Source organism: uncultured Methanobrevibacter sp. (genome assembly GCF_947170395.1).
Taxonomy (GTDB): domain Archaea; phylum Methanobacteriota; class Methanobacteria; order Methanobacteriales; family Methanobacteriaceae; genus Methanocatella.
In genome coordinates this window covers 38,919-54,316 of record NZ_CAMVTE010000006.1, presented here as the reverse complement: position 1 = coordinate 54,316, position 15,398 = coordinate 38,919, and the positions used below count along the sequence as shown (strand labels likewise).

14 protein-coding genes are annotated in these 15,398 nt (G+C 35.4%); 7 read left to right on the top strand and 7 right to left on the bottom strand.

Going from position 1 to position 15,398, the window contains the following annotated elements:
• Window positions 1–2: 2 nt before the first annotated feature.
• A complete protein-coding gene (locus tag Q0W04_RS02700; RefSeq protein WP_298500088.1) occupies window positions 3–1,496 on the bottom strand; it encodes a DEAD/DEAH box helicase in 1,494 nt (497 codons plus the stop codon).
• Between the two features lie 207 nt (window positions 1,497–1,703).
• Here Q0W04_RS02700 and carA point away from each other — a divergent pair, with 207 nt between their 5' ends.
• Both carA and carB read left to right on the top strand, forming a co-directional pair.
• Window positions 1,704–2,786, top strand: coding sequence for a glutamine-hydrolyzing carbamoyl-phosphate synthase small subunit (carA, locus tag Q0W04_RS02695; protein WP_298500086.1), 1,083 nt, complete (start codon window positions 1,704–1,706; stop codon window positions 2,784–2,786).
• Window positions 2,786–5,962, top strand: a complete 3,177-nt coding sequence (gene carB, locus Q0W04_RS02690) for a carbamoyl-phosphate synthase large subunit (RefSeq protein WP_298500083.1) — start codon at window positions 2,786–2,788, stop codon at window positions 5,960–5,962. Before carA ends, carB begins: the two co-directional genes overlap by 1 nt.
• 18 nt (window positions 5,963–5,980) lie before the next feature.
• Here carB and Q0W04_RS02685 read toward each other — a convergent pair whose 3' ends face one another.
• Complete coding sequence (locus Q0W04_RS02685; protein WP_298500080.1) at window positions 5,981–6,574, bottom strand: zinc ribbon domain-containing protein; 594 nt, start codon at window positions 6,572–6,574, stop codon at window positions 5,981–5,983.
• A 139-nt stretch (window positions 6,575–6,713) separates the two neighbouring features.
• Here Q0W04_RS02685 and Q0W04_RS02680 point away from each other — a divergent pair, with 139 nt between their 5' ends.
• Genes Q0W04_RS02680 through Q0W04_RS02665 form a run of 4 tightly spaced genes read left to right on the top strand, consistent with a single transcriptional unit; the run spans window position 6,714 to window position 9,681 of the window.
• Window positions 6,714–7,868 carry an amidohydrolase family protein gene (locus Q0W04_RS02680; RefSeq protein ID WP_298500077.1) on the top strand — a complete coding sequence of 385 codons (1,155 nt, stop codon included), beginning with the start codon at window positions 6,714–6,716 and terminating at the stop codon, window positions 7,866–7,868.
• Between the two features lie 40 nt (window positions 7,869–7,908).
• Complete coding sequence (locus Q0W04_RS02675) at window positions 7,909–8,331, top strand: universal stress protein (RefSeq protein ID WP_298500176.1); 423 nt, start codon at window positions 7,909–7,911, stop codon at window positions 8,329–8,331.
• Window positions 8,332–8,372: 41 nt separating this feature from the next.
• Window positions 8,373–9,212, top strand: a complete 840-nt coding sequence (locus tag Q0W04_RS02670; protein WP_298500074.1) for a CBS domain-containing protein — start codon at window positions 8,373–8,375, stop codon at window positions 9,210–9,212.
• Between the two features lie 10 nt (window positions 9,213–9,222).
• Complete coding sequence (locus tag Q0W04_RS02665; RefSeq protein ID WP_298500072.1) at window positions 9,223–9,681, top strand: hypothetical protein; 459 nt, start codon at window positions 9,223–9,225, stop codon at window positions 9,679–9,681.
• Between the two features lie 27 nt (window positions 9,682–9,708).
• Here Q0W04_RS02665 and Q0W04_RS02660 read toward each other — a convergent pair whose 3' ends face one another.
• From Q0W04_RS02660 to Q0W04_RS02645, 4 genes are read right to left on the bottom strand one after another with little or no spacing between them, the layout of a single operon-like run.
• Window positions 9,709–10,716, bottom strand: coding sequence for an ATP-binding protein (locus Q0W04_RS02660; RefSeq protein ID WP_298500069.1), 1,008 nt, complete (start codon window positions 10,714–10,716; stop codon window positions 9,709–9,711).
• Window positions 10,713–11,366, bottom strand: coding sequence for a TfuA-related McrA-glycine thioamidation protein (locus tag Q0W04_RS02655; RefSeq protein WP_298500066.1), 654 nt, complete (start codon window positions 11,364–11,366; stop codon window positions 10,713–10,715). Before Q0W04_RS02655 ends, Q0W04_RS02660 begins: the two co-directional genes overlap by 4 nt.
• A 4-nt stretch (window positions 11,367–11,370) precedes the next feature.
• Window positions 11,371–12,573 carry a YcaO-related McrA-glycine thioamidation protein gene (locus Q0W04_RS02650; protein ID WP_298500063.1) on the bottom strand — a complete coding sequence of 401 codons (1,203 nt, stop codon included), beginning with the start codon at window positions 12,571–12,573 and terminating at the stop codon, window positions 11,371–11,373.
• 1 nt (window position 12,574) lies between these two features.
• Entirely contained in the window at window positions 12,575–13,216 is a 642-nt protein-coding gene (locus Q0W04_RS02645; RefSeq protein WP_298500060.1) for a site-2 protease family protein, read from the bottom strand.
• 230 nt (window positions 13,217–13,446) lie between these two features.
• Between Q0W04_RS02645 and Q0W04_RS02640 the strand changes: the two genes are divergently transcribed.
• Entirely contained in the window at window positions 13,447–14,463 is a 1,017-nt protein-coding gene (locus tag Q0W04_RS02640) for an aminopeptidase P family protein (protein ID WP_298500057.1), read from the top strand.
• Window positions 14,464–14,618: 155 nt separating this feature from the next.
• Here the strand turns inward: Q0W04_RS02640 and Q0W04_RS02635 are convergent, their stop codons facing one another.
• Window positions 14,619–15,332 carry a DUF4013 domain-containing protein gene (locus tag Q0W04_RS02635; RefSeq protein ID WP_298500054.1) on the bottom strand — a complete coding sequence of 238 codons (714 nt, stop codon included), beginning with the start codon at window positions 15,330–15,332 and terminating at the stop codon, window positions 14,619–14,621.
• Between the last annotated feature and the right edge of the window lie 66 nt (window positions 15,333–15,398).

The following is a 15,398-nucleotide window of genomic DNA, read 5'->3' as shown; positions in this document are numbered from 1 at the left end:
AATTACAATCTCAATTTCAATACTTCTTTCAGTTCATCATCGCTCATTTCGGTAATGAATGTTTCATCGTTGCTGATGGCTTTTCCGGCCAAATCTATTTTTCTTTTGCTTATAGCATCGATTTCTTCTTCAAGTGTTCCTTTTGTAATGAATCTATAAACCATAACGTCCTTTTCCTGACCAATTCGGTGAACTCTGTCAGTAGCCTGATTTTCAACAGCAGGATTCCACCACAAATCATAATGGATTACATTGCTTGCGGCGGTTAAGTTCAGACCTGTTCCTCCGGTCTTGAGGGTTGCCACGAAAATCTTATAGTCGGGATTTTCCTGGAAAGTATCGATTATTTCTGTTTTTTCCTTAAGCGTTTGTGAGCCGTGCAAAAACAGCACTTCTGTTTTGAATTTCTTGGAAATGAGTTTTTGAATTAGTTTGCCCATTTCAACGTACTGTGTGAAAATTATGACCTTTTCATCCATATCAAGGATATTTTCCAGAATATTTACCAGAAGCTCCATCTTTCCGGATTCCTTGATTGTTGGCTTTTTGATGTCTAGAAACTGTGCAGGATGGTTGCAGGTTTGCTTTAAGGCAGTCAATATCTTTAGGATGATTCCTTTTCTCTGAATTCCTTTGGAGTTTTCAATATCAAAGAACAGTTCTTCCAAAATGGCATTGTATAATTTGATTTGTTTTTTGGACAGGCTGCAGTAAATGTCATTGATTAACTTATCCGGCAGCTCCTTTTTAATGTCGTCATCCGTTTTCAAACGTCTCATAACAAATGGTCTGGCTATTGTTTTAAGATTTTTTAGAGCATCTTCATCTTCCAGTTTTTCTATCGGCATAACATATCTTCGTTTGAAATCGTCTTTTGTTGACAGATAACCGGGATTTACGAAATCAAATATTGACCAGTAATCCATTAGTCTATTTTCAATCGGCGTTCCGGTCAGGGCTATTTTTGTGGATGCGTTAATCTCTTTGATGGCTTTGGTTTGTTCTGTGTTCGGATTTTTGATGTTTTGAGCTTCATCAATGACGCATATTCTCCATTCGATATCTAAAAACATATCCAAATCCAGTCTAACAACGCCGTATGAAGTTAAAATGATGTCATATTCTTCAAGTGGAAATGTTCTGTTGGATCCGTGGTAAATGTAATATGTCAGTTCGGGGGTGAATTTTTTAATCTCGTTTTCCCAATTGGAAATCAGTGTTGGAGGAACGATTATCAGTGACGGTTCGCTATCGAATTTGTTTTTCTCTTTGAAATAAAGGATTGAAGATAAAACCTGTATTGTTTTTCCAAGTCCCATATCATCAGCCAATATTGACCCGAAATTGTATTTTATATTTTGTATCAGCCAGGAATAGCCTATCTTTTGATAGGGTCTCAGCTCTCCGGTCAATGATTTTGGAGCATTGTAGATTTTTGTTTCGTTAACCAACTTTTTAAACTTTTTATAATCTGCGGGAACTTTATCGATAGCCATATTTTTCATCCTTGTTGACTTGGTTTATATTTTGGTTTTTTCAATACATAATCATTTTGCAAAATCCAATTTGTTGTATAATATTCATTTATTCATTAATTTTTTTTCTATAATCTGAAAAATTTCACAAAAAACAAACTTTAATAATATAGTAAAATAATATATATTAGAGATAGAGAGTTATAATTTTTTTAATATGGTGATGTAATGGTAAAAATAGCAAAATTAGCTTTGGAAGATGGAACAGTCTTAAAAGGTGAAGCTTTCGGCTACGAAACCACCAAATTGGGAGAACTTGTTTTTTCCACAGGTATGGGTGGTTACACTGAATCTTTAACAGATCCATCTTTTAAAGGAGAAATCTTGATGTCTACTTATCCTTTGGAAGGAAATCATGGGGTAAGTGAGAAGTGGTATCAATCTGATAAAATCCAGGTTGAAGGATTTGTTTGCCGTGAAGTTTGTCGTGAAGTTTCCAACTTCGGACCTCAAAAAACTTTGGACGAATTTTTAAGCGAGTTTAAGACTCCTGGAATTAGTGGAATTGATACTCGTGATTTAACACTCAAAATCCGTGAAAGAGGTTCACTTAAGGCTGCAATTACAACTGAAGATATTGACGATGATAAACTGCTTGAAATGGCACGTTCCCAACCAAGTATTGAAGATGTGGATGTTGTGCCTCTAGTATCAACTAAGGAAATTAAAATCTTCAATGAGGATGCTGATAAAAAGGTTGCTTTAATTGATTGTGGTGTTAAAAAGAATATCATTAACTCATTTTTGGAAAGGGATATTGGCGTGGTTTTATTCCCTTATGATACTGATTATAAAACTGTTCTTGATTATGAACCAAGTGGTCTGATGATTACTTCCGGTCCAGGAAATCCAGATAGAGTATCCGAGACAATCGCAACCATGAAAAAATTGTCAAACAGGTTGCCGATTTTTGGTATTTGTATGGGTCAGCAATTGATTGCCAAATCATTTGGTGCAAAATCATATAAAATGAAATTCGGACACCGTGGTGAAAACCAGCCGGTTAAGGATTTGGCTACTGGAAAAGTATTTATAACTTCACAAAACCACGGATTTACAATTGATAAGGAATCCCTAAAGGAAACAGACTTAGTATTAACTCAAATTAACTTAAATGATGGAACTCCTGAAGGTATTTCCCACAAGGAATTGCCTTTGCATTGTATACAATACCACCCTGAAGCAGGACCTGGTCCAAACGATACAAGAAATATTTTTGATGAGTTCAATCAAATGATGGAGGATTACTGATGCCAGTTGATAATGATATTAAAAAAGTATTAATTATTGGTTCAGGACCTATTCAAATCGGACAGGCTGCAGAGTTCGATTATTCAGGTTCTCAGGCCTGTAAATCATTAAGAGAGGAAGGTATTGAAACAGTTCTTGTTAACAGTAATCCGGCTACTATCCAAACAGACTTGGGAATGGCAGATACTGTATATACCGAACCGTTAACTCCGGAAGTTGTTGCAAAAATTATAAAAGAAGAAGAAATTGATGCTATTTTACCAACCATGGGTGGACAAACCGGATTAAACATTGCAACAGGACTTGGAGACTTAGGTTTACTCGAAGGAATTAAGGTTTTAGGTTCCGATGTTCAAACTATTAAGGATGTGGAAGACAGGGATTTATTTGCTAACTTAATGGAAGAAATCAATGAGGAAATCCCAAAATGTCAGGCTGTTGAAAGTGTCGATGCAGCACTTGAAGCCGTAAAGGAAATAGGCTATCCTGTAATTGTAAGGCCGGCATTCACATTAGGCGGAACCGGTGGGGGAATTGCCCACAATGAAGAGGAATTGATTGAAATTGCAAACCATGGTCTTGACATGAGTTTCATCAATCAGGTACTCATTGACGAATCAGTTCTCGGATGGAAGGAAATCGAATTTGAGGTAATGAGGGATAAGGAAGATACCTGTATCATTGTATGTACCATGGAAAACATTGATCCTATGGGTATCCACACAGGAGACAGTGTTGTAGTGGCTCCTATTCAAAACCTATGTGATGAAACCATCCAGAAGATGCGTGACGCATCAATTAAAATCATCAGAGCATTAGGAATTAGAGGTGGCTGTAACATTCAATTTGCACTAAACCCTGAAACTGATGAATATAAAGTTATTGAAGTTAATCCACGTGTATCAAGAAGTAGTGCGCTTGCTTCAAAAGCAACAGGTTATCCTATTGCTAAAATCTCATCAAAAGTGGCTTTAGGCCTAACCTTGGATGAAATTAAAAACGACATTACCAAAGAGACTCCTGCATCTTTTGAACCTGCCATCGATTATGTGGTTATTAAAATCCCAAGATGGCCGTTTGACAAGTTTAAAGGAATTGGCCGTGAAGTGGGAGTTCAAATGAAAGCAACAGGGGAAGTAATGGCTATTGGAAGAACATTTGAAGAAGCATTCCAAAAAGCATTGAGATCTCTTGATATGGGCTTTGACGGATTTGAATATGTTGAATACACAGAAGAAGACCTTGCAAATCCAACTGATTTGATTTACTTCCAGATTTATTCTGCAATTAAGGATGGAATGGATATCGATAAAATCAGAGAACTCACAAACATCGATAATTTCTTCCTTTACAAAATCAGAAACATCGTCAACTTTGAAAACGATGTTACTGCCGATAAACTTGATGATGAAGCATATTTAAGAAAAGCTAAACAGTTAGGATGTTCCAACAAGAGACTTGCCGATTTGTCAGGGCAAACTGAGGAATATATCAGAAACCTGCTTTCAAGATACAACATCAAACAATCCTATAAGATGGTAGATACCTGTGCAGCCGAGTTTGAAGCTAAAACTCCATACTACTACAGCAGTTACGATACCGGAAATGAACTCTTATCCACTACCAAGAAAAAGGTTGTAATTTTAGGGGCAGGTCCAATCAGAATCGGTCAGGGAATTGAATTCGATTACTGTTGTGTACACTCTTCCCTTGCACTGAAAGAGGAAGGAATCGAAACAATCTTAATCAACAACAACCCTGAAACCGTAAGTACAGATTATGACATTTCCGACAAACTGTTTTTCGAACCATTGACATTTGAAGATGTGATGGGTGTTATTGAACAGGAAAAACCGGATGGTGTAATCGTACAGTTCGGTGGTCAAACTTCCATTAACTTGGCAGTGCCTCTTGCAAATGCAGGTGTTAAAATTTTAGGTACTCCATATGAAAGTATTGACAGAGTAGAAGACAGGGAATTATTCGCTGAACTTTTAGAAAAATTACACATTCATCAGGCACCATACGGAACAGCTAATTCATTCGATGAAGCTCGTGAAATCGCAGAAAGAATCACGTTCCCAGTGCTTGTACGTCCGTCATATGTTATCGGTGGAAGAGCAATGGAAATCGTTTACGATAACAATGAGCTTGAAGAGTATATGAAGGAAGCCGTAAAAGTATCTCCAGAACATCCTATTCTGGTGGACAAGTTCCTGGAAGATGCAATTGAGCTTGACGTTGATATATTATGTGACGGTGAAGATGTATTCATTGCCGGAATCATGGAACACATTGAAGAAGCAGGTGTTCACTCAGGAGACTCAGCATGTGTAATACCTCCTCAAACTATTCCTGAACATATTTTGGATACCATTCGTGAAAACTCAACTAAATTGGCACTTGAATTGGACGTTAAAGGTTTGATGAACATTCAATATGCAGTTAAACTTGATGAGGAAATGGTCTACATTATTGAAGCAAATCCAAGAGCAAGTAGGACAGTTCCATTTGTAAGCAAGGCTATTGGCGTTCCTCTTGCAAAAGTTGCAACCTGGATTATGCATGGAGCCAAATTAAAAGACTTTGGCTTAACCAAAGAAATCAAAATAGACCATGTTGCTGTAAAAGAGTCTGTATTCCCATTCTTGAAATTACCTGAATCCGATACCGTACTCGGACCTGAAATGAAATCCACAGGTGAAAGTATCGGTATTGATGAAAACTTCGGAATGGCATTTTACAAATCACAACTTTCAGCTGGTATGGAACTTCCTAAAGAAGGTAAAATATTTATCAGTGTAAAGGAAACCGATAAGAAAAAAATCAGACCAATTGCAGAAAAGGCAGCCAATTTAGGATTTAAAATAATGGCTACTGATGGTACTGGAGATGCAACCGGACTTGATGATGTTGAAAAAGTATTGAAAGTGTCACAGGGATCTCCAAACATTAGGGATGCAATTTTAAATAAGGAAGTTGATTTAATCATTAACACTTCTGAAGGAAAACAGTCTGCTAAAGACGGTTACATCATCAGAAGATTGGCTATTGAACTGGGCATACCTTATGTTACCACTTTAGCAGGTGCAAGAGCAGCATTAAATGCAATTGCAGCTGTACAAAATAGCGAAATGAATGTAAAATCATTAAATGAATATACTGATGGAGAATAATCATTCTCTATCCTTTTTTTAATTATTATATAGATAATCTTTAATATTGATACCGCAGGAAGGACAATCCTCGGCTCCGATTTTTAACCTGCTTTTACATTTAGGACAGAAGTTAAGCTGAACTTTATATTCCTTGTTCTGGTCAATGACGATATTGACTTCAATTTTCTCTGAAACATTTCTCTTAAGAACACTTTTGTCCCAATCGTTGTCCATTAAAAGCTTTTTGTAGTAAAACGCTTCGGTCATTGTATCGTAATAACCAATTATTTCACCCATTCTTTTAATGTAGAACCCTCTTTTTTTATGGTCAAAGAGAATTTCCCCTTCTCTTTCTTTTTTGTTGATCTTGTTTCCTTTTATACGTCCTTTTGGTCGCTTTTCGGGAAATGGTGGCAGTTCCATATTTTCATACTTGTTTTCCAAATCGCATTCTACAAGCAAATCATAGTCAAAATTACAAAAAAATAGAGCATCTCTTTCATATAATGCGTCGGATAATTTAGAAAACTCTCCATAATCTTTATTATTATGTTTAACTCTGTATACGTCACCAGTTTTTACAATGTTTCTGTAGAAGTATCTTAGTTCCTGAGAGTTAATGGAAATCACCTTTTCGGATGGTTAAATTGATTAATAGAGTTTTGTGTGAAAATGTTTGTATGATTGAATTATACTATGATTTTTCCATTAAATATATGTTAAGTATATTCAAAAATTTTATTAATAAAAAAAATTAGAACTTCCATTAATGTTTACTATATCAAATGGAGTTATTTTAAAAGGTCAAAATCTAGTTCCATCAAAAGAAAATATCGTTGTTGAAGATGGTAAAATCATCGAGATGGCTAAAGATGCAAAGGAAGGCAAAATCATTGATGTTGATGGTGCCGTAGTTTGTCCTTCATTTATTAATGGGCATATGCATATTGGTGACTCCATAATTAAGGATGAGGGTTACGGCCTTTCATTAAGTGAAATGGTTAAGCCGCCTGATGGGGTTAAGCATAAGGCTCTGGCCAATGCATCTGATGAGGAATTAATTGAAGCCATGAAATCATCAATGTGGGATATGGTCTTGTCAGGCACTACTCACTTCATTGACTATCGTGAAGGGGGTCTTCATGGAATCAAACTATTGAAAGAGGCAAGTGAAGACATTCCAATCAACCCGATTATTTTAGGCCGTGACGATAGCTTTTATGGTGATGATCCGGATTTAAATCAGGTAAAAAAAGCCATTAGAAAAATCCTTAAAATTGCCGATGGAATTGCTCCAAGCGGTTTTGGTGAAATAACCGAAGATGTGGCCAAACTGATAAGCGATGAATGCAGTAAACAGGGCAAGATTTCTTCAATTCATGTTGCAGAATCCGAATCCAATCAGATTGAATCTCTGGAAAAGTTCGCCAAAACTGAAATCGAAAAGGCAATCAGCAATGATTTTGACCAGTTGGTTCATGTTACCAACCCTAAAAACAATGATTTGGATTTATTAAAAAACTCAAAATCAAACGTTGTTGTTTGTCCAAGAGCCAATGCAACATTGAATGTTGGCGTTTCAAAACTCAATGAAATGTTAAACATGGGCATTAAACCGATGTTGGGCACTGATAATGTGATGTTAAACTCTCCGAACATGCTGAGGGAACTTGAATTCAGCTTAAAGTTAATGTCAGTTTATTATAAATCATATCTCGACCCGAAGGAGCTGTTAAAAATGGCGACTACAAATGTCTGTGCTCATAAAATCAATGACATTATTCAGAAATCCTGTATAATGGAAGACAATTTTGCGGAATTTATAGTTTACAAATCTTTTTCTAAAAATCCTTATCTTAATATATGTAATCGCTGTGAAACGAAAAATATATTATATATCATTAACAAAAAATGTATTGTATAATATCATGATATAAATCTATTTATTATGGGAGATGTTAATGATGTATAAAAAAATATTGGTCCCTACTGATGGGTCAGAATTTGCAAAAAAAGCTCAAAAACATGCTTTATTTTTAGCAAATGTTTCAGGAGCTGAAATAATCGCTGTGAGTGTCACAGAAAATAATTTTGTTAACGGACTTCCATTGGATGATGAAGTATACCAGTTAAATCAAGTCTTAAAAGAAAGATCTGAGGAAAACCTTAAGGAATTTGATAAATTAAATGAAGATGATTTGAAAATCACTCATGTAATTAGAGAAGGTTCTCCTGCAAGAAGCATTTTGGAAGTGGCAAATGAAGAAGATGTTGATTTGATAGTTATGGGTAGTTCCGGCAAATCCGGCTTCGATAGATTTATAATGGGTAGTGTGGCAGATAAGGTTGTAAATTCAGCTAAATGCGCAGTGCTCGTAGTTCATTAAGATATTGTCATTTTTATTATATTATTAATATAGGTGTTTTTATGTTAGTTAAAAGAACAATGTCTAAAAATGTAGTTAGTGTTTCCGTACCAGGTAACAGAGAAAAAGTTTTAGACTTAATGAGAAAAGAGAAAAAAGCAGTACTTCCTGTTGTTAAAGAAGATACTGATATTTTAGTAGGACTAGTAACTCGTTCTGATTTAATTAATAATCCTGATGAAGAACAAATCGCAATGTTAATGAGCAGAGATTTAATCACAGTTGCTCCTGGTGACGATGTAACTGATGCTGCTCGTAAAATGATTGAAAATGATGTAAGAAGAGTTCCTGTTGTAAATGATGATGGTGAACTTGTAGGAATTATCACTTCATTTGATTTGGTATCTAAAGCATTAACCAAAATTACCGTTGACGATGCTGTTGAAAATTATATGATTACAACCGTTCCGACCACCTGGGAAAAAGCTCCTTTAAATGTTGCTTTTGAAACCATGAACCAATTTGGTTTAAAATCCGTTTTGGCTTTGGATGATGATGCTAAATTGTCAGGTATTTTAACTGAAACCGATTTTATTTCTGAAATTGAAATTATCTCTGAGAGAAGTGAACACAGTTCCACTGTAGGTACCGAAGGGGATAAATGGTCCTGGGACAGTACTTCAGTATTATACATCGAGAAAAACAGTTTAAAATTCACAGATAAAGTAGTAAGTGACGTTGCTGTTGGCAATGTTGAAGTAGCTAACTCCAAAACAAAAGTTTCCGACTGCGCTAAAAAAATGAAATCCTTAAACATCGAACAAATTCCTGTAATTGGTGTTGAAGGAGATTTGGTCGGCCTTGTAAGAGCTAGTGATTTGATTAAAGCATTAGTCGAATAACTGTGATATAATGGCTGTTAGTCCAGTATTGGTGATTAAAGTAGTTGATGATAGTGCTGTTGGTGTTCGGGCAAGGTTATATGATGATTTTGTCGAACACGAAATAGTTCTCAACTCCGTTCTTGCCTATTGGTGGGCTAATAATATGCCTCCGGTTGTAAAATTCCTGGAGTTATTTGAATCTGTTATCAAAAGAACCATCAATGAGCTGATGCCTCACAAGGATTTAAAGATCAAATATGAGGTTAGGGCTGATGATGTGTTGGAGAAGGCTTCTGAAATTGAAATCAATCTGATAGAAATCGAAGCTGATGATGTTGGATTTAAAATTGACGGCAAGCAGTTATCTCTTAAAGGTTTAACAAAAACACCTGAGAATCACGAAGCCAGTGATTTTGTTAAAACTTTCCAAAAAACTATTGAAACTCCCGACATTGTGTTAAAAAAATATCTGGAAATGAATAAGTGAGTTTTAATAGGTTTTTTACTCTTTTTTTTAAATATTTCTTCTAAGCTTGGGCAATATTTCCATAAAATTATCAAGGGCATTTTCATAATCTTTGAAACCGGTTCCTTTTATGAGTCCGTTTTTGCTTATGGTGATGCTTCCGATTTGGATTTCACATTCGTTTATTGTTTCTGCATTTTTGATAATTTCTTTAGTGTTTTCAAGGTTTAGTGTAAACGGAAGTTGGTGTGAAAAATTACCGTTTTTATAGTCAATAGAAATGAATTCATTATCATCAATTGGTGATAAATTTAATGCAACTTTTTCATATCCAAATGATTTTAATGCATCGTTTATTTGATTATATTTATTTTCACATAGAATTTCATCAATGTCGTCCACTTCACATATACTTGTCCGTCCAAAATCTCTAACTTTGACTATTCTGCAGTTTGTATTTGCCGAGATGTAATCCTCGCACTTGCTGATTTTTTCGATTTTCTCTTTGGTGGTCGGTGTGTTGGTTGGTATTCTTGTTGCAAGACATGTTGTTGATTTTGAATAGGGAATATTGTTTTCCTCGAGGTATTCATGAATCTCTTTTGAGGTTAGCCTTGCCTCTATAAGTGGTGTGTTGAATTTTTTGGCATATGTTATTAAAATTCCAGGACGGTCTGAAATCAGATCGCTTATGTTGTTCCCGTCACAGATATACTCAAAACCATTTTCCTTTGATTTTTCAATGATTTGGGAATACATCATCTGGCGGCAGTTGTAGCATCTTTGAGGATTGTTTTTGAGAAATTCCTCATCATCATAAAAATCGATGTCGACTATCTCATGTGTGATGTTGAACAGTCTGCATATTTTTTGTGTATGTTCAACAAAACCCGTTGGCATCAGATGGTTGTCAATGGTGATTGCCAATGTGTCTTTGGCAACCTTTGAAGAAATGTAGGTTATCAATGTCGAATCGGCACCGCCTGAAAATCCTATGGCTACCTTTTTATCTTTCAGGCAATCTTCAACAATCTGAATTTTGTCTTTTAAATTCATTTTATCTCACATTTGATGTGGTTGATAAGCTCTTTTGCATCCTCTTTTTTAATGTCGGGTGATGTTCGAATAAAATTGATTAATGCATCTTTTTTATCGCTGTTTAAACTTGATTCGGCCAATGTATTGGCGTAATTTCTTTTCGGATAAAACGTCCTTTTGGCTATTTTAATCAGTTCGTCTCTTTCATCTTCACTTATAATTTTTTCACAAACGGCATTGTCAAAAACATATCTCATGCTAATCAGTGGTATTGAAAGGGGTTCGAGGGTTTCGCTGTCAAGCATTACTGCAACTTCATCGTCTGAATCCACAGTTCCGTTTGCATATTGCTCATAGCAATAACCTATTCCAACCATTCCCAATGTGTCAAGTTCCGATGCCCTTAAAGCACCCATACTTGAAGCGCCATATACCTTAACGCCATTATTTATGACATTGAGGATTTCCTTATGACCTACTGCGGAGTTTTGATGAAACACTCCATCGATTATTGCAATGATATCCGGATGTTCATTTAATGCCAAAGCCAATTCTCCCCTTTGAATGGGTCTTTTATAAATCACTTCAATGTCGTCTTCACAATCCAGAATCTCTCTGGCTTCATCAAAAGAAAGGGACAATCCGGTATAAATGATAACCTTAACCATAATATCATGCTTTTAAAAATCTGTATCCCGCACGTGACTGGTCGATTGCATACAATTCCATTTCAGGAATGATAATCCGCACGACACTGACGTCAAGTTCCGGACGTGTCAGGTCAACATACAATATTTTTTCAATGTCGTTGGCCATCAGTTCATCTTTAACAATTTCAATGTCCTTTGAAATTGAAGATGTGGATTTATTTTCAATATCTGAGAGTGAAATTTTATTTTCTTCCTCTTTAAAGTAATATTTGTTGATTCTTTTCATTCGTTCGTATCCGGCTTCACGTGCAAAATCCGCTCTTACGGTATCTTCACGGGCTCCGTTTATTTGTGTTGCTCTGCTTTGGGCTACTTCAGTTAATGCTCTGAGTATTGCAACTTCAGGGTCAAGATGGGTTCCTATTCCCAAAGTCAAAAGCCCGGCATCTTTTGTTATAGTGTCGTCTGCAGAAGCGGCTATTGTTGGGATTTTAACGTCTGCTGTAAAATCAATAAGTTTGATTTTGATTCCTTCGGATTCGAATTTATCTATAATTTCATTAATCAGTTCGCTTTCAATGCTATCCAAATCAATTTGGGCATAATTTTTATGTGTCAGCTCAAAAATGCTCCATGCATCTCTTTCAATGACTTCAAGCATCCCATGCAAAATGGCTTCCTCCAAAATGTTGCCTGATGCAAGGCCGTTGGTATTTGATTTGAACAATTTTGAAACGTCGTCTTTACAGTTATATGGGTGAAAAATTGCATTTGTTGGAACATAATAATCCTTGTCCGTGATTATATCGTGGGCCAGGCTCCACTCCAAGTTCAAATCACCAATATCCTTTTTTTCAAACTCTTTTGGAAGGTTAAGTGATTTCGGGTCAATATATTCTCCATTTTTTGAAATTTCAGATAAATCGGCAATTATGGTTTCATCACTGCTTTGCCTTTCGGCTGAATATCTCTCAAAGCCTTCCATCATTGCAGATGCTTTTGCATGGTCTTTGGATATTCCCTTTCCACCATATATGCTGACTCCGCCCTCTTGCGCGGTCGGTCTGATTGCAGTATAAATTGGAAGGCCAATCCTGTCCAAGTCAGTGATATCTGCGATACGGGTTATTCCAGCAGTTTTTAACTTGTCCTGGTTAATTTCAATAGTTTTGCTTGGAGCTATAACTCGGTGTGTTCCTTTAAAGTATGTAATTTCTTCACTCATTTTAAAATCCTATAATTAATCTCACAATGTTTTCAACGCCCATTTGCATTGACAATACGGTCATTGTACCTGCTATGGCTATTGCAATAATCCAGATTCCAATGTTCCATCTAAGCACTTTGGATCCGTCAAGGTTTCCGACAGGCAACAGATTGAATGCTGCCAAAAAGCTGTTGATTGAAAAACCCATTGAACATACGATAAATATGATTACTGAAGTTTCGGAAGTAAATGCAGATGGATAAACCCATGTTGCAACGGCCAGGAATGCTAATGCAAGAACAATATTGACAATTGGGCCTGCAAGGGATATTTTACCATTAATTTCATCGGTCATGTAATTTGCATATGTGTAAACTGCACCTGGGGCTGCAAATACAAACCCGAAAAATGAGGTAACAAGTGCAAATAACAATCCTTGTGGCCATAACTTAAATTCCGCCCAGTAACCATACTTCATTGATACGAATTTATGGCCTAACTCGTGCAGGATGAAACCCAGTCCTACGCCAACCATAATGAATGGAAGCAAGTGGAGTAAGGCGTTCATGTCCCTGCCGGTGTTTGCAATTCCAAAACACAATGAAATAACGATAAATGCTATAATCAAGTCTCTTATTTCACTAGCTGTAAACTTAAACATAATGTTAAACTATCTTTTTTTACTTTAATAAAACTATCTTTTTTGATATTGAAAACTTTATAAATTTATTTGTTTAATCTTATTATGTGTTAAATTTAGTAAACGGATGTTTAACTTATTATAATATTTTTTTATGTTTATCTGATTGTTTTTAATAGGTAATTTAATTTAGGTAAGTTGGAATTTTTCCATACTTATTTTTTTATAATACTTTTTTTAAATATTAAATCATGGATTTACATATTTCAAACATTTTAAATGACTTAAAAAATGATGATATTCAGGCTTATTTACTTACAAAATTTACAAATATTGAGTATATTTCAGGTTACAAACCCACAAGTTTTGCTTTTTGCATAATTAATGAAAATCCAATTATTTATGCATCGAAAATGGATATGGAAATAGCCAATAAAACTTCAACCATTGATGTTAGGGAATTTGAATCATTTGAGGTGATGATTAAAGAGCTGAAGGAGGAGGGGATTAAAAGTCTTGCAATCGAACCGGAACTCGTTTTCAGCACTTATGAAAAATTAAAGGATGATTTTGATATAACTTCAAAAACATACATCAACACTCAAAGAATGATAAAAACTCCTTTTGAGATTGAAAAAATAGAAAAGGCAACTGAAATTGCTCAAAAGTCTTTCATGCAGTTGGATGTTTTGAACAATAAAAATCCGGAAAATGTTGTTGCTTTTGATTTGGTAAGGTTGATGATTGAAAATGGCGCATCCAAAGAGTCATTCGACACTATTGTCACCAGCGGTGCCAACTCAAGCCTTCCCCATGCGACTCCTCAGGATAAACTTTTGGAAAAACCAATTCTTATTGATTGGGGAGCTGTTTTTAAGGGGTATTGCTCTGACAATACTCGTACAATGGTTTACACAGAGTCTCAACAGGAAATTTGGGACATTGTCGCTGAAGCTCATGATAAAGCTATTAGGGCCATTAAGCCAGGTCTTAAATGTTGTGAAATTGACGGGGTTGCCCGTGACATAATAACTGAATATGGATATGGTGATAATTTTATTCACTCAACAGGCCATAGTCTGGGTTTGGACATTCATGAAACTCCTGGATTTTCCATTAAGGACGAAACCATAATTCGAGATGGTATGGTAATTACAGTGGAACCTGGAATCTATCTTGAAGGGGAATTTGGAGTCCGGCTGGAGGATACTGTAGCCATCTATAAAAAAGGATTGGTTATAGGTAATTTGCCTCTTCAGATTGATTAAATCGGTTAATGGTGTAATTATTTTATCTTCTGGCAGGTTATATGGTCATTGCCAGTAAAAATGCTTGGCTGTTGAGAAAACTATATTAAATTGAAAATTTATAAAAAAAGTAAAAAAAATGAATGAATAAAACTCATTCATTAATGTCTATTTATTTAAGCGTCAGAGTATAATAAACCGGTAGCTCTGTTAGCGAAGAATGTTAAGTATATTGCGAGAATACCGATTAATATTCCGCCAATAATGTTATTCCAGTTAGCAATTGCAGCAGCGATGAAAATTACAACAAATACAATAACAAAAATTATAATAACTGTTGCAAGGAGTTTTACAATACCTACTCTTGAGATATCTCCAATTGCTTCACCAAATGCCAATGCTTCACCTAAACTGTCAGTTTTAGCTAATCTGCATTTAGCCATAAATTGTGCCAAAGCAAAAACGACTGTGATAATAAACACAAGGAGTGTAGTTAAAACACCATTTCCTAAAAGGAAACGTAAAATTGCTGCGATAATAACAGGAACTAAATAGTAAACAAAAGATACGATGATTACTTTAATAGCATTAACCACTTGTCTTACGATATCAATGCCTGGAGCACCAGGATCTCTATTAATTCCATATTTAACAATGTCCAATTCATAACCTGCAATTAATAAAATGATTAGGACTGAAATAATCACTCCGATAATTGATGTTCCACCAGTCAATAATGCATTATGGGTTGCTGAACCGGTAGCTATACCTAATACGGTACCACCAATAGCAATACCTGCAATAATACCTAAAATCATATATATTACAACTGCTTTAATATTGTTTAAAGGATATACTAAAGCATCACTAATAATTTCACTTATATTCATTATTATACACCTTTAATTTTTTTTGATTCACTCTAATTGAACCATTTATATTTTTATTTAATCTAA